The organism is Paenibacillus cellulosilyticus, from assembly GCF_003182255.1.
GTDB lineage: Bacteria > Bacillota > Bacilli > Paenibacillales > Paenibacillaceae > Paenibacillus_T > Paenibacillus_T cellulosilyticus.
Map to the genome: position 1 here is coordinate 97,329 of NZ_QGTQ01000016.1, position 22,871 is coordinate 120,199.

At 54.2% G+C, this 22,871-nt stretch carries 20 protein-coding genes; 6 read left to right on the forward strand and 14 right to left on the reverse strand.

Features of this window, described 5'->3' with window-relative positions; genetic code table 11:
* Window positions 1-130 precede the first annotated feature (130 nt).
* A complete protein-coding gene (locus DFQ01_RS18900) occupies window positions 131-2,077 on the reverse strand; it encodes a cellulase family glycosylhydrolase (RefSeq protein WP_174812500.1) in 1,947 nt (648 codons plus the stop codon).
* A gap of 216 nt (window positions 2,078-2,293) precedes the next feature.
* Between DFQ01_RS18900 and DFQ01_RS18905 the strand changes: the two genes are divergently transcribed.
* The 3 genes from DFQ01_RS18905 to DFQ01_RS18915 are packed head-to-tail and all read left to right on the forward strand — an operon-like array spanning window position 2,294 to window position 3,833.
* A complete protein-coding gene (locus DFQ01_RS18905) occupies window positions 2,294-2,791 on the forward strand; it encodes a DinB family protein (protein ID WP_110045461.1) in 498 nt (165 codons plus the stop codon).
* Complete coding sequence (locus DFQ01_RS18910) at window positions 2,791-3,228, forward strand: GNAT family N-acetyltransferase (RefSeq protein WP_217490340.1); 438 nt, start codon at window positions 2,791-2,793, stop codon at window positions 3,226-3,228. The genes DFQ01_RS18905 and DFQ01_RS18910 overlap by 1 nt, the downstream gene beginning before the upstream one ends.
* A 29-nt stretch (window positions 3,229-3,257) precedes the next feature.
* Complete coding sequence (locus DFQ01_RS18915; RefSeq protein WP_110045462.1) at window positions 3,258-3,833, forward strand: histidine phosphatase family protein; 576 nt, start codon at window positions 3,258-3,260, stop codon at window positions 3,831-3,833.
* A gap of 62 nt (window positions 3,834-3,895) precedes the next feature.
* On the opposite strand, the gene DFQ01_RS18920 is transcribed toward DFQ01_RS18915, so the two are convergent.
* Window positions 3,896-4,699 (reverse strand): nucleotidyltransferase domain-containing protein, encoded by an 804-nt coding sequence (locus DFQ01_RS18920; RefSeq protein WP_110045463.1) that lies wholly within the window; start codon window positions 4,697-4,699, stop codon window positions 3,896-3,898.
* On the reverse strand, window positions 4,674-6,215 hold the full coding sequence (locus tag DFQ01_RS18925) for a TROVE domain-containing protein (protein WP_110045464.1): 1,542 nt from the start codon (window positions 6,213-6,215) through the stop codon (window positions 4,674-4,676). Before DFQ01_RS18925 ends, DFQ01_RS18920 begins: the two co-directional genes overlap by 26 nt.
* 466 nt (window positions 6,216-6,681) lie before the next feature.
* Between DFQ01_RS18925 and DFQ01_RS18930 the strand changes: the two genes are divergently transcribed.
* Window positions 6,682-8,007, forward strand: coding sequence for a helix-turn-helix transcriptional regulator (locus tag DFQ01_RS18930; RefSeq protein WP_110045465.1), 1,326 nt, complete (start codon window positions 6,682-6,684; stop codon window positions 8,005-8,007).
* Complete coding sequence (locus tag DFQ01_RS18935; RefSeq protein WP_110045466.1) at window positions 7,982-8,782, forward strand: WYL domain-containing protein; 801 nt, start codon at window positions 7,982-7,984, stop codon at window positions 8,780-8,782. Before DFQ01_RS18930 ends, DFQ01_RS18935 begins: the two co-directional genes overlap by 26 nt.
* A gap of 361 nt (window positions 8,783-9,143) precedes the next feature.
* On the opposite strand, the gene DFQ01_RS18940 is transcribed toward DFQ01_RS18935, so the two are convergent.
* The 10 genes from DFQ01_RS18940 to DFQ01_RS18985 form a co-directional block, all read right to left on the reverse strand.
* Entirely contained in the window at window positions 9,144-10,097 is a 954-nt protein-coding gene (locus DFQ01_RS18940) for an ABC transporter ATP-binding protein (protein WP_110045498.1), read from the reverse strand.
* 21 nt (window positions 10,098-10,118) lie between these two features.
* The gene (locus DFQ01_RS18945; protein WP_110045467.1) at window positions 10,119-12,908 is read right to left on the reverse strand and encodes an ABC transporter permease; all 2,790 of its coding nucleotides are present in this window, start codon (window positions 12,906-12,908) and stop codon (window positions 10,119-10,121) included.
* Window positions 12,908-13,981 (reverse strand): efflux RND transporter periplasmic adaptor subunit, encoded by a 1,074-nt coding sequence (locus DFQ01_RS18950; RefSeq protein ID WP_110045468.1) that lies wholly within the window; start codon window positions 13,979-13,981, stop codon window positions 12,908-12,910. Before DFQ01_RS18950 ends, DFQ01_RS18945 begins: the two co-directional genes overlap by 1 nt.
* Window positions 13,938-14,636 (reverse strand): ABC transporter ATP-binding protein, encoded by a 699-nt coding sequence (locus DFQ01_RS18955; protein ID WP_245946791.1) that lies wholly within the window; start codon window positions 14,634-14,636, stop codon window positions 13,938-13,940. The genes DFQ01_RS18950 and DFQ01_RS18955 overlap by 44 nt, the downstream gene beginning before the upstream one ends.
* Window positions 14,636-16,141 (reverse strand): extracellular solute-binding protein, encoded by a 1,506-nt coding sequence (locus DFQ01_RS18960; RefSeq protein WP_181394747.1) that lies wholly within the window; start codon window positions 16,139-16,141, stop codon window positions 14,636-14,638. Before DFQ01_RS18960 ends, DFQ01_RS18955 begins: the two co-directional genes overlap by 1 nt.
* A 613-nt stretch (window positions 16,142-16,754) precedes the next feature.
* The gene (locus DFQ01_RS18965) at window positions 16,755-18,038 is read right to left on the reverse strand and encodes a sensor histidine kinase (protein ID WP_110045470.1); all 1,284 of its coding nucleotides are present in this window, start codon (window positions 18,036-18,038) and stop codon (window positions 16,755-16,757) included.
* On the reverse strand, window positions 18,038-18,715 hold the full coding sequence (locus DFQ01_RS18970; RefSeq protein WP_110045471.1) for a response regulator transcription factor: 678 nt from the start codon (window positions 18,713-18,715) through the stop codon (window positions 18,038-18,040). The genes DFQ01_RS18965 and DFQ01_RS18970 overlap by 1 nt, the downstream gene beginning before the upstream one ends.
* Window positions 18,716-18,936: 221 nt before the next feature.
* Window positions 18,937-20,064 carry a TFIIB-type zinc ribbon-containing protein gene (locus tag DFQ01_RS18975; RefSeq protein WP_110045472.1) on the reverse strand — a complete coding sequence of 376 codons (1,128 nt, stop codon included), beginning with the start codon at window positions 20,062-20,064 and terminating at the stop codon, window positions 18,937-18,939.
* A gap of 12 nt (window positions 20,065-20,076) precedes the next feature.
* Complete coding sequence (locus DFQ01_RS18980; RefSeq protein WP_110045473.1) at window positions 20,077-21,192, reverse strand: SPFH domain-containing protein; 1,116 nt, start codon at window positions 21,190-21,192, stop codon at window positions 20,077-20,079.
* A 118-nt stretch (window positions 21,193-21,310) separates the two neighbouring features.
* Complete coding sequence (locus DFQ01_RS18985) at window positions 21,311-21,745, reverse strand: Lrp/AsnC family transcriptional regulator (protein WP_110045474.1); 435 nt, start codon at window positions 21,743-21,745, stop codon at window positions 21,311-21,313.
* A gap of 153 nt (window positions 21,746-21,898) precedes the next feature.
* Here DFQ01_RS18985 and DFQ01_RS18990 point away from each other — a divergent pair, with 153 nt between their 5' ends.
* Window positions 21,899-22,342 carry a VOC family protein gene (locus DFQ01_RS18990; protein WP_110045500.1) on the forward strand — a complete coding sequence of 148 codons (444 nt, stop codon included), beginning with the start codon at window positions 21,899-21,901 and terminating at the stop codon, window positions 22,340-22,342.
* A gap of 81 nt (window positions 22,343-22,423) precedes the next feature.
* Here the strand turns inward: DFQ01_RS18990 and DFQ01_RS18995 are convergent, their stop codons facing one another.
* Window positions 22,424-22,861: an SRPBCC family protein gene (locus DFQ01_RS18995; RefSeq protein ID WP_110045475.1), complete on the reverse strand. Its 438-nt coding sequence runs from the start codon at window positions 22,859-22,861 to the stop codon at window positions 22,424-22,426.
* Between the last annotated feature and the right edge of the window lie 10 nt (window positions 22,862-22,871).

The following is a 22,871-nucleotide window of genomic DNA, read 5'->3' on the forward strand; positions in this document are numbered from 1 at the left end:
TGATTAGCTTTGTGTAAAAAATTATACCCCGAAGTATAAAAAGGAAGCTGTCACCCAAACACCTAATCGGCTCGGGTAACAGCTTCTATTCAGACTTGAGTTAACGTGCAGCTATGCATCCGTGTACCGTCTAACGGAACATTCCTCTCCGGTGCAGCACAAGCGCGACACCTAGAGCAGCAACGACGAGAACAATGCCGCCAGCGCTGAACCACAGCGCTTCGGCCTCGCCTTCTGATGTTTCTTGATCGTCCGTGTCTTCCATCTGTGCAATCGGTGGTGATGATAACGTAGTTTCTTCGGTCTTCTCCACAGCTGCCGGTTTCGCCTCAGACGTTGTCTCACTCACCACGGCCTCCGAATCATCGCCTCCGATGCCCGACACCTTATTGCCGTCAACAACTAGCTTATAATCGACGACCGTCCCGCTCCAGAAATGCAGCTTCAGCAGCACCTCGCCGTCTTTCACTTGATCGAAAAATTCCTTGTTCAGCGTAATATAATTGTGGGCTGGATCAGGCTCGAATGACTTGCCGAATTGCTTGTACGGCGTCCAATCGTCTGGTCCTGCATTTCCACCTGCTGCATAAACCGCCTCCATCGTTGCCAAGTTGTCTCCATTAAAGGTCGTCGGAATGATGAACATCGCTCTCGTCGCCTCTACGCTTCGCACTTGCGGCGTGTTGTACTGGATGACATGGAAGCTCCATTGCGCCCCTGCTGAGAACGTGCACGTCAACACCGCATTGTCGCCCAGCTTGTCCGTCAGCAGCGATTGCAGCAGCCCTGCAGTCAGCGTCAGTTGGTCGCCATCGAGCTTATAGTCGGTGCCTGCTGTCAGCACACGATCACCAACTCGAATCTCGGTAAGCGTATTGCCGTTCATGTTCATTGGCATGGAGACATCCTTCACCGGATCGTGCTGCTTCAAGTAGATCGAGTCCGAGAGCGCGTTGGACGAACGGCTCTGAAGCCCTGCATGCATCACTTCATAAAAATCGGGGTTCTTCCAAGTAAAGCTGCTGCGATCAAAATGCTGGCCGTTATCCCACAGCATAAGCGTCAGCTGCCGCTGCTTCGCGTAATACGTTAAGTATTCAAAGTATTTCAGAATCTCGCCATGTTCGATCGTATCGACCGACGTATCGAAGCCAAGCAAGCCGAATTCGCCAACGACGACCGGAATGCCCTTCTCAACGAACGTATGATAAGCCCTGTCGAACGAGTGCTCCACATCGGCGCGTGCCGTCTCATCGAAGGTTGTGGAACCGCCCATATTCACGCTAAACGGATAATAGCCGTAATAATGGATCGTCGCGATAAGATTCGGATCGTTCATCTTGGTCATCGTCTTGTACAACTCATCTAGTCTCGCTTGCGAATGGTTGGCCGTAATCGACGGGATCACTAGCGGGCGAAGCTTGTTCTTCCCGCCAGCATGACGCACGATGTTGAAGAACGATTGGTTGAGTTCGTCCAGCATCGTGAAGTATTCCGGTGTATCTTTATTCCAATCATCCGAGAACCTCGGCTCATTGATGCTTTCGAACATCAACTTGTCCGGGTAATCCCGGAAATAAGCCGAGATCTGCTTCCAAACCGCATTGAATCGATTGAGTACCCCATCATGATCGGTTGTCATGTTGAATACCCAGTTGGAGTCGTGATGGAGGTTGATCATGACATACAGACCCGCATCAAGCGACCAGTCGATAACCTCTTGGATACGCTTCATGAACGTCTCGTCCAGCTTGTAGTCCGGCTCACTGCCGATTCGCCCTTCCCATGTAATCGGAATACGAATGCTGTGGTAGCCCTGCGCAGCGATCGCTTCTATAAGCTCCTTCGTAACGACGGGATTGCCCCAGGCCGTCTCCGAACCGGGCGCATCGAACGTATTCGCCAAGTTCCAGCCAGGCTGCATCGAGGCGACGTACTGCTGCATTTTAGTGCGGGATGCTGGATCATTCTGAGCTGCTTCCACTCTTGAGGGTATCGATAACGCACAGAGACTGACAAGAAGGCTAACCACCAATGTAACCGCTGCCATTTTTCTAGATACGTTCGTCAATGCCATCCCTCTACTCCTCCATAACCTTCTCCGTCTGGGAGTTGCCTATCATCCATATTTTATATGAATAATCGCCAATTAGGAAATGAAGTTTAATCGATTCTGCACAAAATACTAGCCAACAAATTTGAATGGGTGATGTAAATCCGATTAGGAGGGTAATCAAAGCTATACAGCGAATAAACCAGAAGATGGAAGAACAAGCGCTAGGAGGACTCTCCAATGATCGAACTGCTGCAGCAGCAATATGATTGGGTCAAATCTGCTAGAAACAATCTATTCGCTTTTCTCGAAGAGATACCGCCTCTCCTTCTGCATCAAGCACTCCCCTCGTTCGGCAGAGGGACGATTCTTAAGACGCATATTCATGTCGCCGACAGCTATCGTCTCTGGCTTGGATCGTTCGCATTCCGGCTGCCGCCAGACCATCATCAGGACATATCCATCGATAAAATCAAACGTGCGGATGTCCCGTTCGTCCGCAATCTGTTCGCTGAAGTTGACGATACGGTGCAGCGATTTCTGAACGCGACTAACGACTGGTCTGAACCGATCGTCCATCCGGTGTTCTGGCAGGACGAGCCGCATGTTGCGTCGCCACTGCATCTTTTTACGCATGTAGTTACACATGAATTCCATCACAAAGGGCAAATCGTCTCGATGGCCCGACAGCTTGGTTATCCCCCGCCAGCGGATGATCGCTTGGGCGGAATTTTCTGATGATCCTACATCCACACGAAGCTGTTATCGAAATTGCAGATAACGGTTTTATTTTTACCGACGATAAATCTCGACTTCATCTCTATGAAGTGTGCGGACTGCTCAGGCAGTCACACTGGGCGAAAGATCGCCCGATTGAGGTTATTGCCCGTACGATTGAAACCTCGCTCTGCGTAATGGTCTATCACAAGGGACGACAGATCGGATTCGCAAGAGTTGTCACGGATTATGCGGTCTACAGCTTAATCCTCGACGTCATAGTCGACGAACAGTATCGAGGCCATGGGCTTGGGAAGAAGCTCATTACGTTTATTAATACTCATCCCCGTTTGAAGGACACGGCCAAGGTGCTCTGGACCAAATATGCCAAGCAGCTCTATGAACAGTGCGGGTTTCAGGAAGAGGAATGCTATACCTTCATGTTCAATCGGCCGTGAAGCAGGTGCATTAAACTTAGGAGGACATAATGACAACTTATGTATATATGGTGCGGCATGGCCAATCCCCGCTGACCGAAGGAACTGAACGGACAAGAGGACTTACGGATAAAGGAATGCTGGATGCCTCTCGCATTACTGAGTTGCTCAAGTCCGAAGGGATTGAGGTGTTCGTCTCCAGCCCCTATCAACGTGCGATTCTAACAATTCAAGAGCTCGCGCATGATGCCGGACAAGAAATTATCGTCTACGAAAATCTAAAAGAGCAGCACTTCTCCTCGACGGAAATCCGAATGCCCGATGTTGAGCTGCTTCCCCTGCTCCAGCAGTGCTATGCAGATCCCACGTTCGCAAGACCCGATGGCGAGTCCAATGCCGATTGCCAACAGCGCGCTGTCACAGTTCTGCAAGAGCTATTAACGACCTACCAAGGAAGAAAAATAGTGATTGGCACGCATGGCGCCGTCATGGCCTTAATGATGGGCTACTATGATCGTAAATATGACTTGGCATTCATGCTGAACACTTCGAAACCGGATGTTTATCGCATGAAATTTGAGGGACATACATTATTAAGCGTAAAAAGAATATGGGGCGCTAAATAACAACAATGCTTAATGAGGCGTGAACACCTGCTAATGCCAGTGTCCACGCCTTTTCCGAATGACTACTGAGGGAGGACAAGCCCCCACACCTCTTGCAAAGCCTCAATGAACAAGCGATCCAGCCGTTCATCGATAGTCGCATCCGCCGACTTCAATGCATGTGCACGCTTCTCCAATGAGTCCAGCTCCTTGGCGATATACGCGTGAATCGCCTCTTGACGCGGCTCGTAGTCGAGCTCTTCGCCTGCCTTCTTCCGCTCGAGCAGCTGCTGCACCTCGTTCCACAGCGCATCTTCTCTTGGGAGCAGCCGCTCGACCAGCTCATCGAACTTTATCGGCGGCATCTCGCCGAACTGCTCAATCCATTCGCAGGCGAGAATCGGACGCAGAACGTAGAAGTACTTCTTGATCTTCACCTGATCGCCTTGCAGGTACGTCCGGAAGTTGCCGCGCGCCATATGCAAGTAATGGAACATGCATGCCTTCGGCGAGAAAGCTTGCGATGACAGCGCACGAAGCTGGTCTGCCGTGCGGTATGGCTCGGCGTAACGGATTGGCGATTGCAGCCATTCAAGCAGCGGCGGATTCGATTTGCGATACAAGCCAAGTGCCTTCCGCAAATCCCAACCGCTAATGTCGAGCTGATCGCTGATCGGACGCTCGATGACGTCGCGTTTGTCCTGAATCGATAAATACCACTCCGGCCGCCGAACGTAGAGGAACCTCACATCATAGTCGCTGTCCTGCGACGGGAAGCCCCATGCGCGGCTGCCGGATTCGCATGCATATAGGATGCGAACCTGCTCCTCCTGCTCGATCCGCTTCAATTGTTCCGTTATCTCATTCCGTATCGCGTCTACTGTCATCCCGTGTCCCTCCTGCCTCTAGGTCGATCGCTTCGATCCGCTCCACCATCGAGCCATAACCTTTAGTCGCCTGAGCGATATAACGGAGAACCGTATCGCTCCAGCCGTAAATATAGAACGTGTTCGCATCCTGCGGCGGCACCATCGCGCTGCGATACGGCGCAATGTCGATCACGAACGCTTTGACATTCGGGTTCACCTTCGCCCGATACTTCGCCAATGCGTCATAGAATGGACTACCGCTGTTCTGCTGCTCGTCGGTAATAATGATGATCTGGTCCACGCGCTGCCGCTCCGCGAGCAGCTTCCGCACAGGCGCTCCTGTATCGGTGCCGCCTCGTGCACGTATCCATTCCGCCTGCGTTAAAATGCTTTCATGACGTGACGGCCTCGCGTCCTCTACAGCCGTATCGAACAGCCAAAACAGCGAGTTCCCTGCGGTTTTCTTATATAACGCAAGCGCGAATACAGAGCCGATCTGCAAATATTGTCCTTCCATCGAGCCCGATATATCGAGAAAAATAGCCGTTCGGCCCTCCAAGTCAGGCAAATTCTTGAACGTATACTCGACCGCGCTGCTCAATGCGCTGCGAACAGCATCGTTCCTAACTTGCCGATAGGCGGTCGCGAAGCGGAACGGCAAAATGCGCGACTTCGTCAGCGCACGCGGATCCGTCAGTCGATCAACAACACGGTCGAGGCAGTAGCGATCCTGCAGCACACCCGCACGATCCAGCGCATTCAAGTTGCGAAGCAGCGCGAAGGTCGGCATTTGCTCCATGAGAACTTCCCATACGAGCTTCGTCGGCTTGATGGCACCCGTCACGATCTCGTGCGGCAGCCGGCCTGCTTCGATCCAGTAGATCTGCTCGATTTCCGTTGTCGCCTTCTTCAAATACTCCAGCGCCTCTACCTGCGGAATAAGCGACAAATTCGCCTCTTGGCCGCGCAAATAGCGGAACAATGCCTGCTGCTTCAGGTCGGCTGGCTTCGGATGCGCCGTCGCAATTGCGTCGCCAAGGCTGAAGCCCCGGCCGCGTCCGTTGTATTTGATCGCCCAATACTCGGAGACGCCTGCAAGGAATCGATTGACCTGGCGCTTCACCGCACGACCGCCCTGTCCCCGTCCCATCCCGCTCACAATCGTCAGGAAGTCCGATAGGTCCGAAGGGATTCGCACCACTTGCATGAAAATTTTGCTGAACAAATCCGGGCGACATACCGACAGCACCGCCAAGCCGAACAACGGCTGCAGCCGCATGTGCCCTTCATTGCGTGCGTAGACCAGCGCCTTCGCCATAAACTGCGGATTATGCTCTGCCATCTCGCAGTGCAACGCCTCTGCTTCTTGCAGCAGCTCCTGCTGGTCAGCGTAGAACGTATTGCCCATCGTATTCGTTACGAGCGTCTGCACGTATTGCTCTTCTGCCGAGCGGATGTAGGCTGGATAGCTCTCACGGTTCGTCGTGGTCGGATTCATTCTCATATTGGCGAACAATTTCTTAGCGATGCTCATCGGTTTAACCCCCTTTTATATACGAACGTCGATTGTTATGAAAAAAAGAAAGAGCGAGGAAATGTGCGAGAAGGCGGCGCGGAGCACTCGCCCGCAATAAACGTTGGATAGAAGTAGCCCTCTCTAGCGCCTCGCTCTATGCTGCTTATGTAACAATCGTTGAGGAAAATGGCGGAAAGGCACAAGCTGCTCTACCAACTGAGCTACTCTGCCTTGCGGCAAAGGTTGGACTCGAACCAACGACAAGCCGATCTACAGTCGAAGTAACCCTTCCTAGCGCCTCAACGATCTGTGCGGCCTCCGCTTTACAGCCTCGGCTTCACAACCTGATTTTCACCGAAATCCACCCCTGCGAACAGGGCAAAAGTATGGCGAAGAATAAAAAGTTTCCATTTTCCCCAGTTGACGGGCTTGTTACAATGGAGCCATTACCCTTGTGATCGGACAAGATGAGGAGGAATGGACAGTGGCTCGAGAAAGCTTTGACAAAGAGGTGCAGCTGCTGCGGCTGCTCGCGCTCGCAGGCGGTGCATATAACCGGCAGCAGTTCGCGGCGCGGCTGGGCATCTCCGTACATACCTACGACAAAACGATGCGCTACCTGAAGGAGATGCAAAGCTCGCTCAAGCAGCCGCTGTCCCCCGAGCAGGAGACCGAACTGTCAGACGGGCTTCGCTACAACTACTACGAATCGGCCGACCCGCTGCTGTTATTCCTCTTCCGCGCCAAGTCGCTGAAGGAGTCGGAGAGCGTCCGGCTGTCCACGATATTAACTGTGCTGCAGGATCAGTCACTGACCGCAAAAGAGCTGCTCGACTGCTGCAGCGAGACGATGTCTGCGGACTATCCAAGCCCTGACGAGAAGACGATCCGTGGCGATCTCAAATATCTTGAGGAGGTCGGCGTTATCGTCCGTACCTCAGACAGCCGCCCTTTCCGCTACACCGCAGCTATCGGACTGATTAATGAGCTGTCGGATGACGAGCTGATTGATCTCTATGATTACGTCGATGTGATGGCGAATACGCAGGTTCCGTCTGTACAAGGCTACTTGCTTCGCGACACGCTGAAGAAGGCTTTGCGCAAGCGCGGCTTCGATCCATCGGCAGCCGAGACGCATCTGTACAAGTACCACTACCACTCGCGCATTCTTGACGAGGCGCATCTACATACGATTCACCGTGCGATTCGGGAGCGGCGACGGATTGATTTTGTATACCATGCACCTCGGAAGGGGAAAAACTACGCAGCTAAGAACACGAATCCACTGTTCGAACGCGAGGAGCAAAGTCAAACGCAGCCCCTCCTCCCGCTTCGTGTTATCTACGATCATCAATATGGACGCTGGTACCTCATCGGCCATACGCAGCGGAACGCGATTGCGAAATTCCGGATGGAAGGCATTACGCAGATCGAGGAAGGCGAGGTGGTTTCGGAGGAAGAGTTCAATCGGCACTTGAACACGGTTGAGCGTCAGATGGAGCGAAGCTGGGTTGTGGATACGCTGCGAACGATTAAGGTTGTGGCGAGATTTTTCAATCCGGAGCGACCTGGATCGAACTTCATTCGGGAACGTGTGGAGGCGCAGGGCCAATGGGGTTCGATCACGGAGGAATCCGACGAGTCTTTCCTCTATACGATTATGGTCAATGGCATCTACGAGATTAAGCCGTGGCTGCGGAGCTTCGGTTCCAGCTGTGAGGTGCTTGAGCCCGCATGGCTGCGCAAGGAGTTCATTGCGGAGTGGAAGGAGATTCAGGCCCATTATGAACCCGTTCGAAAAAATATTTAACTACCAAATGCTGTCGCGGCTCGACGAGTCGAACGCATTCGCCTTGACTACGCAGGAGCGCGCATGGCTGAAGATGCTGCTGTCTCACCAATCAGCGGAAAATGCCTTTACCTCGGATACGCTCGGCAAGCTGCGCGGACTGCTGGCGGACGAAGCCGCAGCCGACATTCGCGACATCATTATCGAGAAAGCGAAGAGCCGGGAGAAGCATGTGTACCACCCGATGCTGCGCTCGCTCCGCCGCATCATTGCGCAAGGCTTCGGCAGCTATATTACGTATCGGCTCAAGCATGGCGGCATGCGGAATCAATTCGGCCTTCCGCTGAAGCTCGAATACAGCATGGTGAAACGGGAGTGGTATCTGCTCTGGTACAGCCCGCGAAGCCGCATGCTGATGGCGACGAAGCTGGACAATCTCATCGCAGCTGACGCGGTCGAGCTGCACGCCGATCGTGCAGCATCGCTTCACCGTCGTGCGTCCGAGCTGCTCCACAATCGCAAGCAGCAAGCGGTTATTGAAGTCGTTCGCATGTATAACGAAGAGCTGTCGCGCATCCTTTATGCGTTCTCGTGCTTTGACAAGACGGTCAGCTATGACGAACAGGCCGATCTGTATCATATCCACGTCACATATCCTGCCGACGAAGGCGAATATTTGCTGTCCAAAATCCGTTTTCTCGGCCTCCGAGTACGCGTTGCAGAAGGCAACTACCTGAAGCGGCGGATGTGGGAGTCCTCATCGAAGGCCATTGCGCGGTATGGAATAGGGGAATAAGGGGTGCAGGCAGCATGATGGCATTGCGCATTGCGCACAGCGTCAACGCCCCCGTCGTGTTGGGGAAGCACGTGTGGAGTTAAGTGTAGCTGTACCACTCTTATTAATTTGCGACGACCCCATCAGGACGTTTAAGCGTGGCAGTTCCACACTGAAACCCATTGCAGCCTCCCATTTCCTACTCGTACGCTGCATTACGTGTGATTTTCCCGCTCTTGTTCGTCGGGGTTTGGCTGTAATAAAAAAATAAGTGCGGTTGCACCGCACTTATGATGTCATGCTGTCCCAGCGACTGACCGCCTGCACGAGGAACGCAGCAAACAACATAAACCTAATCATCCTATGACAAAAAAGGAGAGCGTCACACGCCCTCCCCTTCTTCCTCTCGCTGTTCCTCCGACGGCCCAATCGTAACGCGCCTCCCATCGAACGACAGCACCGCCTTGCCTCCCACATTCATCGACTCCAAATACTCCTTCGGAATTTGCAGCCTGCCAATATGGTCGATAACGACATACTGCTCGTGCCGAGAGCCGAAGCCTACAGCAGCTTGCGCGATTGCAGCGCCTGCCGATTCCATTTCCCCTGCCTCGCCCACACCATGCACAACGCCTGCCAGAGAACCCGTCTCTCCGCCCTCGCGCCTAATCCACTCCGTACTCGTTAACCCATCGCGTATCGCAACGACACGATCGACGCGATCGGCGACCGATAGATCATGCGTAACGATGACAATCGTGACGCCCATCTCGGCATTCAGCCTGCGGAAAATCTCAAAAATCTGTTCGCCCGTCGCGCTGTCGACCGAGCCGGTCGGCTCGTCGGCCAGCAGCAGCTGCGGACGCCCTGCGAGCGCGATGGCGATCGCAACGCGCTGCTGTTCGCCGCCGCTCAGCTGCGTGAGGCGGCTGCCCATTCGATGCTCCAGCCCAACGGCGCTGAGCAGCTGCTTTGCAAATGCGCGATCCACTTTGCCTTGGATGAGCATGGGTAGTTCCACATTTTGCAGCGCGGTTAAATATGGAATGAGATTACGTGCGTTATTTTGCCAAATAAATCCGACAGTCTCCCGCTTATAGGCAATAAGCTGCTCTTTCGTCATCTTAAGCAGGTTCCACTTCCCTACGTGCGCCTGCCCGGCAGAAGGGCGGTCGAGGCCGCCCAATATATTCAGCAGCGTCGACTTTCCGCTCCCGCTGTTGCCGATGATCGCCATCATTTCGCCCTGCCTGACGTTTAAGTTCAGCCCTTGCAGCGCGACGACCTCGACGTCGTCGGTTTTATAGATTTTGACCATTCCCTCGCATCGAATCATCTCCATGCAACAACCTCCATCCTACCGTTCCTCGCCAAGCTTCACGGCCTGTGTAATGCGCAGGCTGCGCAGCTGCCAGACGAGCAGGCAAGCTCCTGCTGCCAGCATAACGCCAGTTGCAGCATACAGCTTTAATGCATCTTCCGCCTCGAACACAATGCGGAACGGCGGCACCTGTCTCTCGCTGTCGACGCCTCCGCCTTGCAGGAATGGCAGGAACAAACGGCTTGCCGCTTGACCTAGCCCGATGCCTGCTGCCAGTGACAGCCCCGTCGTAAACAACTGCTCAAGCAGCAGCATACCGGTCAATTGACCACGTGACAGCCCTGTCGCACGCAGAATACCGAGCTGAACGACTCTTCGCGATAACGAGAACAGCCAGAAAATCAAATACCCGAGCAGCGAGATTAGCAGCGTTATGATAAACCCAAGGCTCAGGATGCCAAATAGTCCTCCTTGTGCCGGATGGCTGCGCCGATCGACCAGTTCACTGCGCGCATCACTAGCATCGGTAACCGTAACGCCTCGATCCGCCAACGTATCCAGCACCGGCCCGAGCTTCGCGCCATCGTCCATATTCAGCCACACCTCGTACGGCGTTTTCTCAATCTGCTGATAAATATAGTCGAGGTTCGCGATGAAGTAAGGCGATTCATCCTCATACAAGCTCGGCCAGTACGGCACGATTCCAACGACAACGAAGTCCACCGCGGTGTTATCGTAGCCGACTCGCAGACTAATCGGATCCCCCTCCTTCAGCCCATGCTTACGTGCAAAAGCCTGCGATACGAGCACCGCCTGTTCCGCCGTGCCAAGCGCATCCAAATAATAATACGGATGAATCGCATACAGGTCATTGCGAAACCATGCCGCCTGCGCGAACTCGGCATTGTCGATGCCGACGAGTTGACCGCTGCCAGCTGACTTGCCGCTAATCTCGACCTTGCCCGTCGCCTTATAGACGCGTGCCGCCGCTGTTACGCCATCCAACTGACGGAACGACTCGAACGACGGCTCGGAATAATAAATCCGATTCTCATCATTCTCGTCCTGCACGCCTTCCCATGCCGTCTTCACCACGACATCAGCTCCGTATTGATACTGCGTACGGTCAGAGGCGTTAAGATCCATTGTTCGAGCGGCAGAGGAATTGTAAACGCCAAGCCCAATCGTCAGGATGAGCAGCAGCATGATCGGATAGAACGAAACGGCAGAGCGTGACAGCTGCGTAACAGTCAAGTAGATGGTTACCGGCATCCGATGCCTCATCATGGCGTTCCAGTAACGCAGCAGCAGCGGGAATAGGCGAAGCCCCAACAGGCCGGCTGCGAATATAAACAGCGCCGGTATGACGAAGATGACAGGCTGTATGCTCGCTTCACTATCAGCTCCCGACACCGACGACAGTTGGCCGGCATGAAGTGCATACCATCCTGCTCCTGCCAACCCAAGCAGCACCACATCGAGATACAACCGCTGCCACATCGGTCTGCCCGCTCCCCGCGAGCGCTGTTGAGCATGTTGAACTACTGATGATTCAGCGTACCTGCGAATCGGAGCAGTAGAGGCAATGGCAGCGAGTACCGCTGCCATCCCGCCGAGCAGCCACGCGGAGCGGCTGATACCAACCGGAATCGACTTCCGTCCAACAAAAGATAAGAAACCGCTGGAGGAGCCGATCACTTTGGCCATGAACCAAGCCAAGCATGCGCCGATTGCCAGCGCCGCTAAGCCGAGAATGGCGGCCTCGATCGCATACAAAGCAATGATTTGCCGCGGACTCGCCCCACGGCTATGCAGCACAGCAATGACACCGCGCTGACGCTCTAAAGCCTGCTGCGCGTTAAGCGTAATGAAATAGAGCGCCATCGTCAGCACAGGTGCCGCCAGCGCGAACAGCATCGCCAGCAGCAGGACGCTCTGCTGCTGGAAATCGCGCAGCATCGACTCAAACGTCAGATTCATTTTCGTATCGGCCAGCATGCCGTGCAGCGTCACTTCCAGTCGCTGCAGCTCGTCAATAAGCGGCGACAAGTCCTGCATACGGATATTGTCTAGATTGAACGCATAGAACCATCCAGCAGAATCTGGTACGAGATTACTGTCACCTAATAGCGTACCCGTCATCGTGTCATTGCTGACCCATAGTGTGCTAGCCAGCTTGTCCTTACCGTCGATTGCCCAGCTTAGGTTCGTCTCGTCGCGCAGCTTATATGAGCCGGAGATGCGAACTGTCAGTCGTTGAACCTTGCCGTCCGCATTCTTGGCATCATAGTAGAACGTATCGCCGACATTCCAGTCATAACGTTCCATCGTCTCGCCCAAAACAAGCGCCTCTATCACGCCGTCCATCTTTCCTTCTGCGGGCAGCTTGCCGTCCACAAGTTCTGCTCCTTCAGGTATGCCGGCTTGCGTCGCCAGCTCCATCCGAACGAGTCGGTTCGCTGCGCCACTGCCTTGACTTACGGGACGAACCGTGGAGGCTGGCAAGCTGACCCGGCTGGAATAACCCTCCACCGGGAAGCCCATACGCTTCGGCAGCGTCTCCCGGACCCAGCGGTCGGCCTCCGCGAGACCTTCGAGATCGGCCTCGTCATTGCCGTCGGACTGGTATTTCAAATAGAGCGATGCGGCGGGAAGCCCCTGCGTCTGCTCTTCAAGCGACTTTGCTACAACGCGTTTGAGTGTTCCATCCGCATACATCGGGATGCTCATGGCGAATGCAACGGCGACCGTCAGGCCTAATAGCGTGGTCAGGGTGAACCAACGGTTTTGCCGCATTTTGAGCAGTAGAAACAGAAGAATGCGCATTATCGGCTCACAACCTTCTGGCCTTCCTCCAGCCCCTTAATAATCTCCGCATCCGTCGAAGTCTGAATGCCGACCTCTACGTCCACCTCGCCCTTGCTGCCATCAGCGTTCGAGACGAGCACATAATTTCGACTGTTCTGCGTTCGAAGGGCAGCAAGCGGAATCGATAATGCATTCGTCCTGCGCTCCACAATAACGGATGCTGACAGTGGCGTGCCGCGCCCTGCACCTTCCGGCAGCTTATCGACGTCGATCAGCGTATAGGAATCAAGCGATTCCTCATCGTCGTCTTGGTCCGTGCTGATGGGCAGCCTACGGACCTTGCCTTTGTAATCACCTGCCGCATTGATGCTGACGACGGTTTCCATGCCCGGTGCAATGCTATCCAGATCGCTTGTATTAAATTCTACGGCGACAACGAGCGAGGATAGGTCGGCGATTGTGCCGATCGTCTCATAAGCTTGGGTCAAATCACCCTTCTCCGCCGTGAAGCTGACAATCATACCATCGTAAGGGGCGTACAGCTTCGAACCGGTCAAATCCTGCTGCAGCTCTGCGAGCTCATCCTTCAATAAACCATAATCGAGCTCTTGCTTGCGCAGCTGTGTGCTGCTCTCGGCTTCGTCCCCATCCAGGCCGCGCAAAGCATCCTTCAAATCCAGCTCCGCCTTCGCAATCTCGATCTGCTTGCGCTGAATCTGACTCTCGGTGTCGCCTGTATCAAGCGCGGCCAACAGCTGTCCCTTCTTCACCTTGTCGCCAGCTTTAACATAGACGTTCGTGATACGCTGGTTATCGAGCTCGAACAACAGATTGTCCTCCTGCTCCGACAACAGCTTCCCAGCCCCTGACGCCGTTAGCTCCAGCGTCTGTCGCGTCACCGGATACTCGATCTTCGTTGCGATCTTAGGCACTCGAATTTGTGGCAGCGACTCCTTCTCCTCTTCCTGCGGCAGCAGCGTGCAGCCCGCCGACAACAGCGATAAGCATAGCACGCTGATCAATAGTCGGAATGCAGGCGCGCCGCGCTTACGCCGATTCGATTGTGCCGTCCGCCATTCGATAGACAACATCTGCAGCCTCCCATAATGTAGAATCGTGTGTCGTCATGCATATGCCAATCCGCTCCACCTCAATGACGTCGCGGAATACGGCTAGAATACGAGCCGCCATCTGTGTATCCAATTCAGCAGTCGGCTCATCCGCCAGCAGCAGCGCAGGCTTGTGCGCAATGGCTTTCGCGATCGCCACCCGCTGCTGCTCACCGCCCGATAGCTCGAACGGGCGGTGAGCAGCCCGCTTCGTCAATCCGACGAGCTCAAGACAATGCGCGGTGCGTGCCTTCCACTCCGAACGATGAACACCGCTCATACGAAGCGACAGCTCGACGTTCTCCCAGGCCGTTAACAACGGCAGCAGCGCAAACGTTTGGAAGATGAAGCCGATGTCGCGCCGCCGGATTGCCGTAAGCTGCTTATCGGGCAGCTGATGCATCGCTCGTCCGCAGCAGTACACCTCGCCCTCACTCGGCCGATCAAGTCCGCCGAGCAGATTCAACAGCGTCGTCTTGCCCGACCCCGATCGACCGCGCAGCATCGTCAATTGACCGGGCTTGATCGTCATATCGATACCCTTCAGCACATCGACACGACTGCTGCCACTGATGAAGCTGCGCCGCACTTTGCGCACCTCCACTAACAGCTGCTGCTGGTGATGCTGAGGTTCCACTATGCCTGCTCCTCAGACGCCAGCGCTTTTGTGAGTAGGTTCTGACCCTGAGACTGAATCGCCTTGACCGCTTCGTCGACCGTCTGCGTGCCGTCGACAGCTTTGTTAATCTGCCCCGCCGCCATCTCCGCGAACGAATTCGCGAAGCCCGCAGGCAGCGTCTCGGCTTGCAGCAAGCTCTGCTCATTCACTTTGTCCGTGTAGAATGCGTCGATGTTCCTGCCACCAAGGTCCGTCTTGTAAGCGACCCTGGAGGACAAAGTCGGGGAAGACTTCGCACTCGTCTTCGCGAGCTGGTCGCCATTCGCGTATTTCAAAAACTCCCACGCGGCCGACAGATTGTCCCCCGAGGCATTAATTGCAAACACATTAGGCAGCTTCATGCTGCCGGTCACATCTTTCATTGCAGGATCGGACGGAATCGATACAACATCCCAGTTGTCGATCATCCCCATCGGACCTGGGCCCGCTTCTCCACCACCTTTGTCATCGCCGCCCTTCGCATTCGTCGAGACGCTCATATTCGTCCCAACCCCCATCATGTTCATCAGCGTCGTATCATCGATTGACATGGCCGATTGACCGGACATGAACCGCATCGAATCCGGACCAAATGATAACGTTGAGTTACCGCCCATTCCTTTAATCATCAGCTTACCGCCCATTCCGCCTCCACCGCCGCCATTACCTGTCGCAGGAGCGGAGATCGAGCCCGACTTATATCCATCCACCACGGATTGGACAACAGCCTTCCACTCCGCAGTGTCAAACGTCACAAGCTTCGAATCGCGGTCTGCGTACAGCAAGCCTTTGGCTTCACCGATCGTGCGAATGAGCTCGAACGAATCGGTCGTCTGCACAGGCAGCGTCAACCCGTACAATGCGTCATCAGAGCGGACTTTCTCAAGTGAAGCGCCAGCCGTTCCTTTCTTGACCGGGAACCGCTTCGCCAGCTGCATGACATCCTCCCAGCTCATGCCGTTCGTCGGATACGGAACACCGTACTTGTCAAACAGATCCTTGTTGTAGTAAAGCGCTTGGCTGCTGAAGCTTGGGCTCAAGCCATACAGCTTGCCGCCTCCACGCGCCTTGAGCAGCTCTATAACCGAAGGCAAATAACTGTCGAGGTCGAAATTGTCCTGCTTCACCACTGCATCCAGATCGTACAGCTTGCCTTTCTTAGCAAGCGCCGCATACTGCTCCTCCGTCAGCAGCAACGCATCCGGCTGCTGCTCATCGATCAGCTTCTCCATCGCTGCGACCGGGTCTTCCGCGTTTGCAGCCGCCTCAGTCGAGATGACCTCCAGCGTCATATTCGGGAACATGGCCTGGAACGCGTTACCATACTGTGAGTAGAACGCCTGCTCGTCGAAATAGCCGATCTTTAATGTCCCCTTGTCATCCCGGTCTAGAATGCCGAGGTCCCCGCTTTCCTTGCTGCCCCCTGACGACGAACAGCCTGTCAGCGCAACCGCCAATACGAGCGTACCGGTCAGTACTCCCATTCTCATGCTCCTCTTTTTCGTTCCTTGCTCCATCATCATTGTTCATCACCTTTTCCCATGTAATGTCTTGCATTTATGGGTAAGTATGAAGAGCCATTCTTAGAAAACCGTTAGAGAAGCTGAAAGAATGCTTAAATTACGCTGAAATCCAAATAAAACCGTTAGGGTGCTGCAGCGGCGCGTAGACCCGCATGCTCCATCCCTAAATCCTGCGATGAGTAAGCTTCTTGAGATACCCTTGAATATGAGGGACGGTTGCAGCAGCGCTTATTTAGACAGTTATGGTCCTGTTCAAAATGCAAGGGTTGCCTAGAGACCTATTAGCTCCTTAACAAGCAAATCGGATCCCCTGCTGCCACAATAGCCTCTCTAACAACCGTTCCGCGCTCATACGCTGCAATTTGAACCAAATAATCGCTGTGGCAACCGCTAGACTCACACCGAGCTTAGAAGCAGGCTTACAGCAGTCACAATCGTACGCATACGACAAAAAGGGAGCCTCACCGTCATAGACAGTGAGACTCCCTTTTCGTTGTGTACGAACGCACCGGCCGCTCGGACGCATCAGAAGCGGCCACTTATGCAGAGCCGCTGCCGCTCACGCGCAGCTCTCTTACGCGTACGGCATCGTCACCGTAATCCGTGTACCGACGCCGAGCTTACTTTCAGCGCGAATGCGACCGCCGTGCCGCTCGACGATCCACTTCGCGATCGCAAGCCCGAGACCCGTTCCGCCCTCCTGGCGGGTACGGGCTTTCTCACCGCGATAGAAGCGGTCGAAGATGCGCGGCAGATGCTCCGCGGCGATGCCAATGCCCGTATCCTCCACCTCCAGTTGAACCGCCTGTGACAGCATGCGGCAGCTAATCCGAATGGAGCCGCCCTCCGGCGTATATTTGACCGCATTGTCGAGCAGCGCCGTAAGCAGCTGGTGCAGCCGCTCCTCATCCGCGTGAATGGATACGGACGGTTCAATCTCCGCGCGCAGGCTGATGTGCTTCACCTCGGCAAGCATAGTCATTTTGCTCAAGCTATCGCTCACGATCCGGTCCAGCTGAACAGGCCGCTTATCCAGCTCCAGCTGATTGGAATCGGAACGCGCCAAGGTAAGCAGGCCGCTAACAAGCTTGCTCATTCGCTTCGTCTCCTGCAGCACCGTCGAGACATGCTTGCTGTCCTGCTCGATCGTATGATCGGGATGCCTTAGCAGCAGCTCGGTATGCGCTTGAATAACGGACAGCGGCGTTCGCAGCTCATGTGACGCATCGGACACAAACTGCTGCTGCTTCTCGAGTGAGACGCGGATCGGAATAAGCGCGCGGTTGGCCAAATAATAGCCGGTGGCAACCGCGACCAACAATCCGACGAATCCTCCCGTCAGCAAAATAAGCTTCAATCGATACAGCATGCTGATCTCTGCCGAAATATTCGTAAGCAGTTGCCTTGTAGCGGAGGTCTGCGTCTTGTCCCCCATTCGGACAATAAGCGTAGGGGAATTCGACTTCGCACTGTTGAAAACGCGGTAGTACTGGTCGCCCAGCTTCACCGTGCGCGCTGCTGTGCCGATCTTGTCCGGCTGAAGCTTATCCCAATCGGCAGCCCCGAACATCTCATTCCCAGGCGTCTGGATCGGCTCCTTCTCCTTCGTCCAGAATAGCTGGAATACGGGGCGATTCATCTGCCCGACTTGATAAATAAGAGTTGAGCCCTCGCCGGGCAGCGCAGGCATCGGCGTCGTCACATCCAGCTTGTCATTGACGCCCATCAACGATTTGTCGATATTGTTGAACATCATATCCTTCATGACGAAATAAACGAAGGCATGGAGCGCAAGCAAAATAACGGACAGCACAGCGGCGTTGCGAATCGTAAGCTGAATCCGGGTACGCTTGAACATTAGGCTCGCTCCTTCAGCATATAACCAACGCCTCGAATCGTATGAATGTAGCCGTCACAGCCAGAAGGAGCCAGCTTCCGGCGCAAATAATGAACGTACACATCGACAACCCCGAGGCTTGCATCGGAATCGATTCCCCAAACACGGTCAAGCAGCTGCTCTTTCGTTAGAATTTGCTCCCGATTGAGCAGCAGAAACTCCATCAGCTCAAACTCCTTCGCCGTCAGCTTAAGCCCTTCCCCATTCGCATAGCCCTCCATATACGGCGAGCGTACGGTAAGCCTGCCGTACTGCAGCTCTCCATCGCGCGTTCCCTGCGACCTTCTGCGCAGCAGCACACGCAGGCGTGCCAGCAGCTCCCGCATCGCGAACGGCTTCACCATGTAATCGTCAGCGCCAGTATCAAGCCCCCTCACCCGATCCTCCACGCTGTCCATCGCTGTCAGCAGCAGAACCGGCGTCTCAATCCCTTTCTCACGCAGCGCATCCAGCACAGCAAGCCCATCCATGCCGGGCAGCATAATATCGAGCACGATCAAATCGTGAATGCGCTGCTCGGCCAAGTACAGCCCCTCATGTCCATCTTCGGCTTCATCCACGCCATAAGCCTCTTCCTTCAGCACTGTCGCGATCGCCTCGCGCAGCGGACGCTCATCTTCCACTAATAAAATTCGCAAGCCGTCCCGCCCCTTCACTTCTCGTTATCATCGTCCGTCTCTTTCGACCTAATTGCCCTCATTGTACGGGACGAACCTTAAGAAAAGGTTAGAAACCGCTGCAGTTAACTCTATTAATTCCCTTGCAAATATGAAATGGATGAATTACCCGCTACTTGTATGTAAATATGCAAAAAAGCCCACGTCCGAATCGGATGCGGGCTCTATGTTACAGTAATGTTCTAACTCTGACTGTGTGTGTACAGATAAGCGATAACGCCAGCGACTGCTAGGCACGCTAGCACAAAAAATGTAATTTTCCACGGACTGCGCGGCACTCGCCCCGTCACACTTCCGGTCTCACCATTGACCATGTAGCGATAGGTCTTGTTGTTGTAGCGGTAGTTCGCGTTCCATACCGGCAGCAGAATATGCTTGTAGGTCTGGTCGAAGTAGCTCGTGTCGATGCTTAGGTGACGAATCTCATCGCCTCCGATCCGCTGGCGAATCTCGCTGTTCAGCTCGTCATCGATGCGTGACTTCGCCTCCTGCCAACCATCCTTCAACGATACGGAATAACGCTCTGCGATAAACCCGCTCAGATACGCCGGTTTGTATGGCGCCAGCTGCTCCAGCCGATAATCGTTCAAATTGCGCAGCAATGTGCTGTCATACTGACCCGACGCTGGAATGAGTACATCGTTGAAGAAATGCTCATGCGTGCCGCTCGTCCAGTGCCATACCGTATAGCGCACTTGCTCCGTGTATGTCTCTGTCTTGCCGTTGACGACACGCGTACGTGTCTCCGTTCGATAATGATATACACCTACCTCGGCTGAGTATGAAGAGGTCGTCTCGCTGTCGAATGTCCAGAATGGCACATAAATACCGTTCAGGTTAGAGCTGACCGACCGCTTCTTGAATGCATTCGGAATGAACCACCGTTTCTTCCGCCAAGCATTGAAGGCAGCTGTCGCCTGCTCCTTCGAGATATGGAACGGAATGACCGACTCGGGCCGGATACTGCCCGAATTGCCCTGCGGCAGCACCTTGGGAGAGCCGCAGAAGCCGCATATCGCCGCCGTCTGCCCTGCTGGCAGAAGCATCTCGCCACCGCAGTTGCCGCATTTGATCACCTGCTGCTCCGTTCCCCAATCCTTCAGTGACTCATCATTTTCGTCGGTAAAATCAAGCTCGTATTCGGTCGGCTCCTCCGCCTTGGATCGGTCGTCGATCGGCTTCTCATTGCCGCAGTAGCGGCACTTGAGCATCTGGCTGGCCGTATCGAACTGCATCTGACCGCCGCAGCTCGGGCACGGAAAGGTCGCAATCGGCTCCTTCGCCGCTGCTGCTGGCTCATGTTCTCCCATGATCAGCCGCCTCTACGCTTTCGTGCCGCAGCTGGAGCAGAACTTCGCGCCTGGCTGCAGCTCGCCGCCGCATTCGCTGCAGAACTTGCGAACGGGTCGCGCCGTACCGCATTCCGGACAAAATTTATCGTTCGCGCTCAGCATGTTGCTGCAATTGCCGCATGTTGTCTCGTCGTTTTGCGTCGATCGCGGCTGTGCTTGCGGCTGTTGCTGCTGTCCAGTCTGCTGTGCCCCCGCAGCGCCATTGACGGGCTGCTGTTGCTGTTGTGCTGTGCCGTTCATCATCTGATTGATCATCTGGCCCATCGCCATGCCTGCGCCAAGCCCCGCTCCAGCACCTGCCAAGCCGCCGCCCGGATTGTTCGCCGCATCACGAATCGATTCCGCCGTCTGGAACTTCATATATTGATCGAGATTGCCGACGATGTTCATCGACGACCGTTTATCGATCATCTTCTCAACTTCATCCGGCAGCGAGATGTTCTCGATGACGAAGCCCATAAGCGCCAGGCCAATGGCGTCGAACTGCAGTCTTAGCTTATCAGCGGTCTGCGCGCTAAGCTCATCGTAGTGCATCGCCAGATCAATGATTGGAATAGCCGATTCCGCCATCAGGTCGCTGACAGCGGACACGATCATCGTCCGGAAGAAGCCGCCGATCTGCTCTGCGTTGAAGCTTTCATGCGAGCCAAGAATGCCCTTCATGAAGGCAGCCGGATCCTTCACTTTGAACGAATAGTTACCAAAGCCGCGTGCGCGCACGATGCCGAACTCTTTGTCACGCATAATGACCGGATTCGTCGTGCCCCACTTCTGGTCCGTAATCATCGTCGTCTTCACGAAATAAATGTCCGCCTTGAACGGCGAATTAAAGCCATGCTTCCACGAACGAAGCGCCGTTAAAATCGGCATGTTTTGTGTGCTCAGCTCATAACGACCTGGTGCGAATACGTCGGCGATCGTTCCCTCATTGAGGAAAATCGCCGCTTGCCCTTCCCGTACCGTCAGCTGCGCACCCATCTTGATTGCATTATCATACGCCGGGAATCGGTATACGAGCGATTCTGTATCCTCCACCCATTCGATTACCTCAACAAACTGGCCTCTAAGAAATGAAAACAGTCCCATCTGTAAGCCTCCCTCGCGTGCTTCCAATATTTATTGATTATAAGGCAAATCGGCGATGCCGACCATGTTAACGACAATAAGAGGCTGCTCCAACGATTCGAGTACGCCTCTATCAACCTTATAGCATGATGCGATTCTCGATCAGACTTTTCAGACCGATAAGCGACTTAGAGGGGCCGAATTTCATAATACTATCTTGAAACTGGCTGACCTCTTCTATGGTTGCCGTCTGAACCGTAATCAAATAGTTATATTCTCCGCTGATCCGGTACATATCGGTCACCGAAGGAGCTTGATCGCAATAATCCACCAGCGCCTGACAATGCTCGGTTTTGACAAGCAGGAACGCCGTAGTCCCCCGATCCAACGCCTGCTGACGAAAAACTGCCGTATAACCTGAAATAATCTCTTTTTCCTCGAGCCTTCTTATTCGTTCCCTAACCGAGGGTTGGGACATCGATACTTCAAGGCTTATTTGCGATATCGAGATGCGTGCATTGTGTTGAAGCAATCGCATGATGCGCAGATCGGTCTCGTCCACCCCGTGTTCCATTTACTAGCACCTCCGATCTATTGTCGATAACGAATGAGAACTCATATAAATTCCTTTTTATTAGAAAGTTGGATGCACCCATAACCTTCTATATCTCATATGCCCTAACTTACATCCCTTCTATAATGAATATAGCAGAAAGGGTGATTGAATTTGAATATTAAAGGTCTTGCTCATGTTGCCATTCAGGCCACAGATTATGATGCTACAATCCGTTTCTATATCGAAGCGTTAGGTTTCAAGCGGGGACATTATTGGAGCCTTCCATCCTATCAGATTAAGGAAGCCTCTATGCTCGTCTCACCGGATGGGCGAACATGCCTCGAGCTATTCGATCATGATGCTGTCATTCCTGCACAAGGAAGGAAAGCACGGACGGAGGATGAAGTTACCCACGGGGCACTGCTGCACCTCGCGTTCTACGTGGAGGACGTCGACCTAGCATTCCAGACCGCACTTGCCCATGGGGCGAAGCCTTACGCAGAACCAGCCAACCTCGTTCTCGGAGAGCCTCCTCTTCCGATCCGGAACGCTCTCGTTCACAGTCCCAACGGGGAAGTCATCGAATTTATTCAAGATGTAGATTTTAATCGATAAAAAATAAAGGTCACTCCGTGGGTCAAAGCCCCTAGAGTGACCTTTCGATTGTACTTAACCTCATTCAAGCGGGCAGCGTGCTCACAAGCTCGCCAGCTTCCGATCCAGCTGTTCCAACACGAACGGCCAAGCCTGTTCATGGCCGCCGCGGGATTCCTCATCCGGGAACCCAGCGTGCGTAAGCCGCAGCTTCGTACCTGTATCGATGCGTTCAAGCTCAACCGTTACGACCGTTTCGGCACCTTTTGTCCCACCTGCTCCTGTAACCCATGTCAACTCAATGAGCTGCTCCGGCTCCAGTCGCAGAAACCGTCCGTAGTGTGGATGCCGGCTTGTCTCGTGCACCGTTTCGAAGAAGAAGGCAGTATCCACCTCTCCCTGCATGAGGAGTGTCCCCTTCTCGGCAAACCAACAGTCAAATCGTTTCGTCCAAGCGAGATAGATGCGCTCTGGCGATGCCTCCATGTGGCGCTCAACGGTCAGTTGAAACGGTCTTGCTGACAAATCAGGTGTCTTCATCGAATTCGAT

Coding starts and splice junctions, on each gene's coding strand:
- DFQ01_RS18900 (WP_174812500.1), bottom strand. CDS start 2,077: ATGGCATTGACGAACGTATCTAGAAAAATGGCAGCGGTTACATTGGTG.
- DFQ01_RS18905 (WP_110045461.1), top strand. CDS start 2,294: ATGATCGAACTGCTGCAGCAGCAATATGATTGGGTCAAATCTGCTAGA.
- DFQ01_RS18910 (WP_217490340.1), top strand. CDS start 2,791: ATGATCCTACATCCACACGAAGCTGTTATCGAAATTGCAGATAACGGT.
- DFQ01_RS18915 (WP_110045462.1), top strand. CDS start 3,258: ATGACAACTTATGTATATATGGTGCGGCATGGCCAATCCCCGCTGACC.
- DFQ01_RS18920 (WP_110045463.1), bottom strand. CDS start 4,699: ATGACAGTAGACGCGATACGGAATGAGATAACGGAACAATTGAAGCGG.
- DFQ01_RS18925 (WP_110045464.1), bottom strand. CDS start 6,215: ATGAGCATCGCTAAGAAATTGTTCGCCAATATGAGAATGAATCCGACC.
- DFQ01_RS18935 (WP_110045466.1), top strand. CDS start 7,982: ATGAACCCGTTCGAAAAAATATTTAACTACCAAATGCTGTCGCGGCTC.
- DFQ01_RS18940 (WP_110045498.1), bottom strand. CDS start 10,097: ATGATTCGATGCGAGGGAATGGTCAAAATCTATAAAACCGACGACGTC.
- DFQ01_RS18945 (WP_110045467.1), bottom strand. CDS start 12,908: ATGCGCATTCTTCTGTTTCTACTGCTCAAAATGCGGCAAAACCGTTGG.
- DFQ01_RS18950 (WP_110045468.1), bottom strand. CDS start 13,981: ATGTTGTCTATCGAATGGCGGACGGCACAATCGAATCGGCGTAAGCGC.
- DFQ01_RS18960 (WP_181394747.1), bottom strand. CDS start 16,141: ATGGGAGTACTGACCGGTACGCTCGTATTGGCGGTTGCGCTGACAGGC.
- DFQ01_RS18965 (WP_110045470.1), bottom strand. CDS start 18,038: ATGTTCAAGCGTACCCGGATTCAGCTTACGATTCGCAACGCCGCTGTG.
- DFQ01_RS18975 (WP_110045472.1), bottom strand. CDS start 20,064: ATGGGAGAACATGAGCCAGCAGCAGCGGCGAAGGAGCCGATTGCGACC.
- DFQ01_RS18980 (WP_110045473.1), bottom strand. CDS start 21,192: ATGGGACTGTTTTCATTTCTTAGAGGCCAGTTTGTTGAGGTAATCGAA.
- DFQ01_RS18985 (WP_110045474.1), bottom strand. CDS start 21,745: ATGGAACACGGGGTGGACGAGACCGATCTGCGCATCATGCGATTGCTT.
- DFQ01_RS18995 (WP_110045475.1), bottom strand. CDS start 22,861: ATGAAGACACCTGATTTGTCAGCAAGACCGTTTCAACTGACCGTTGAG.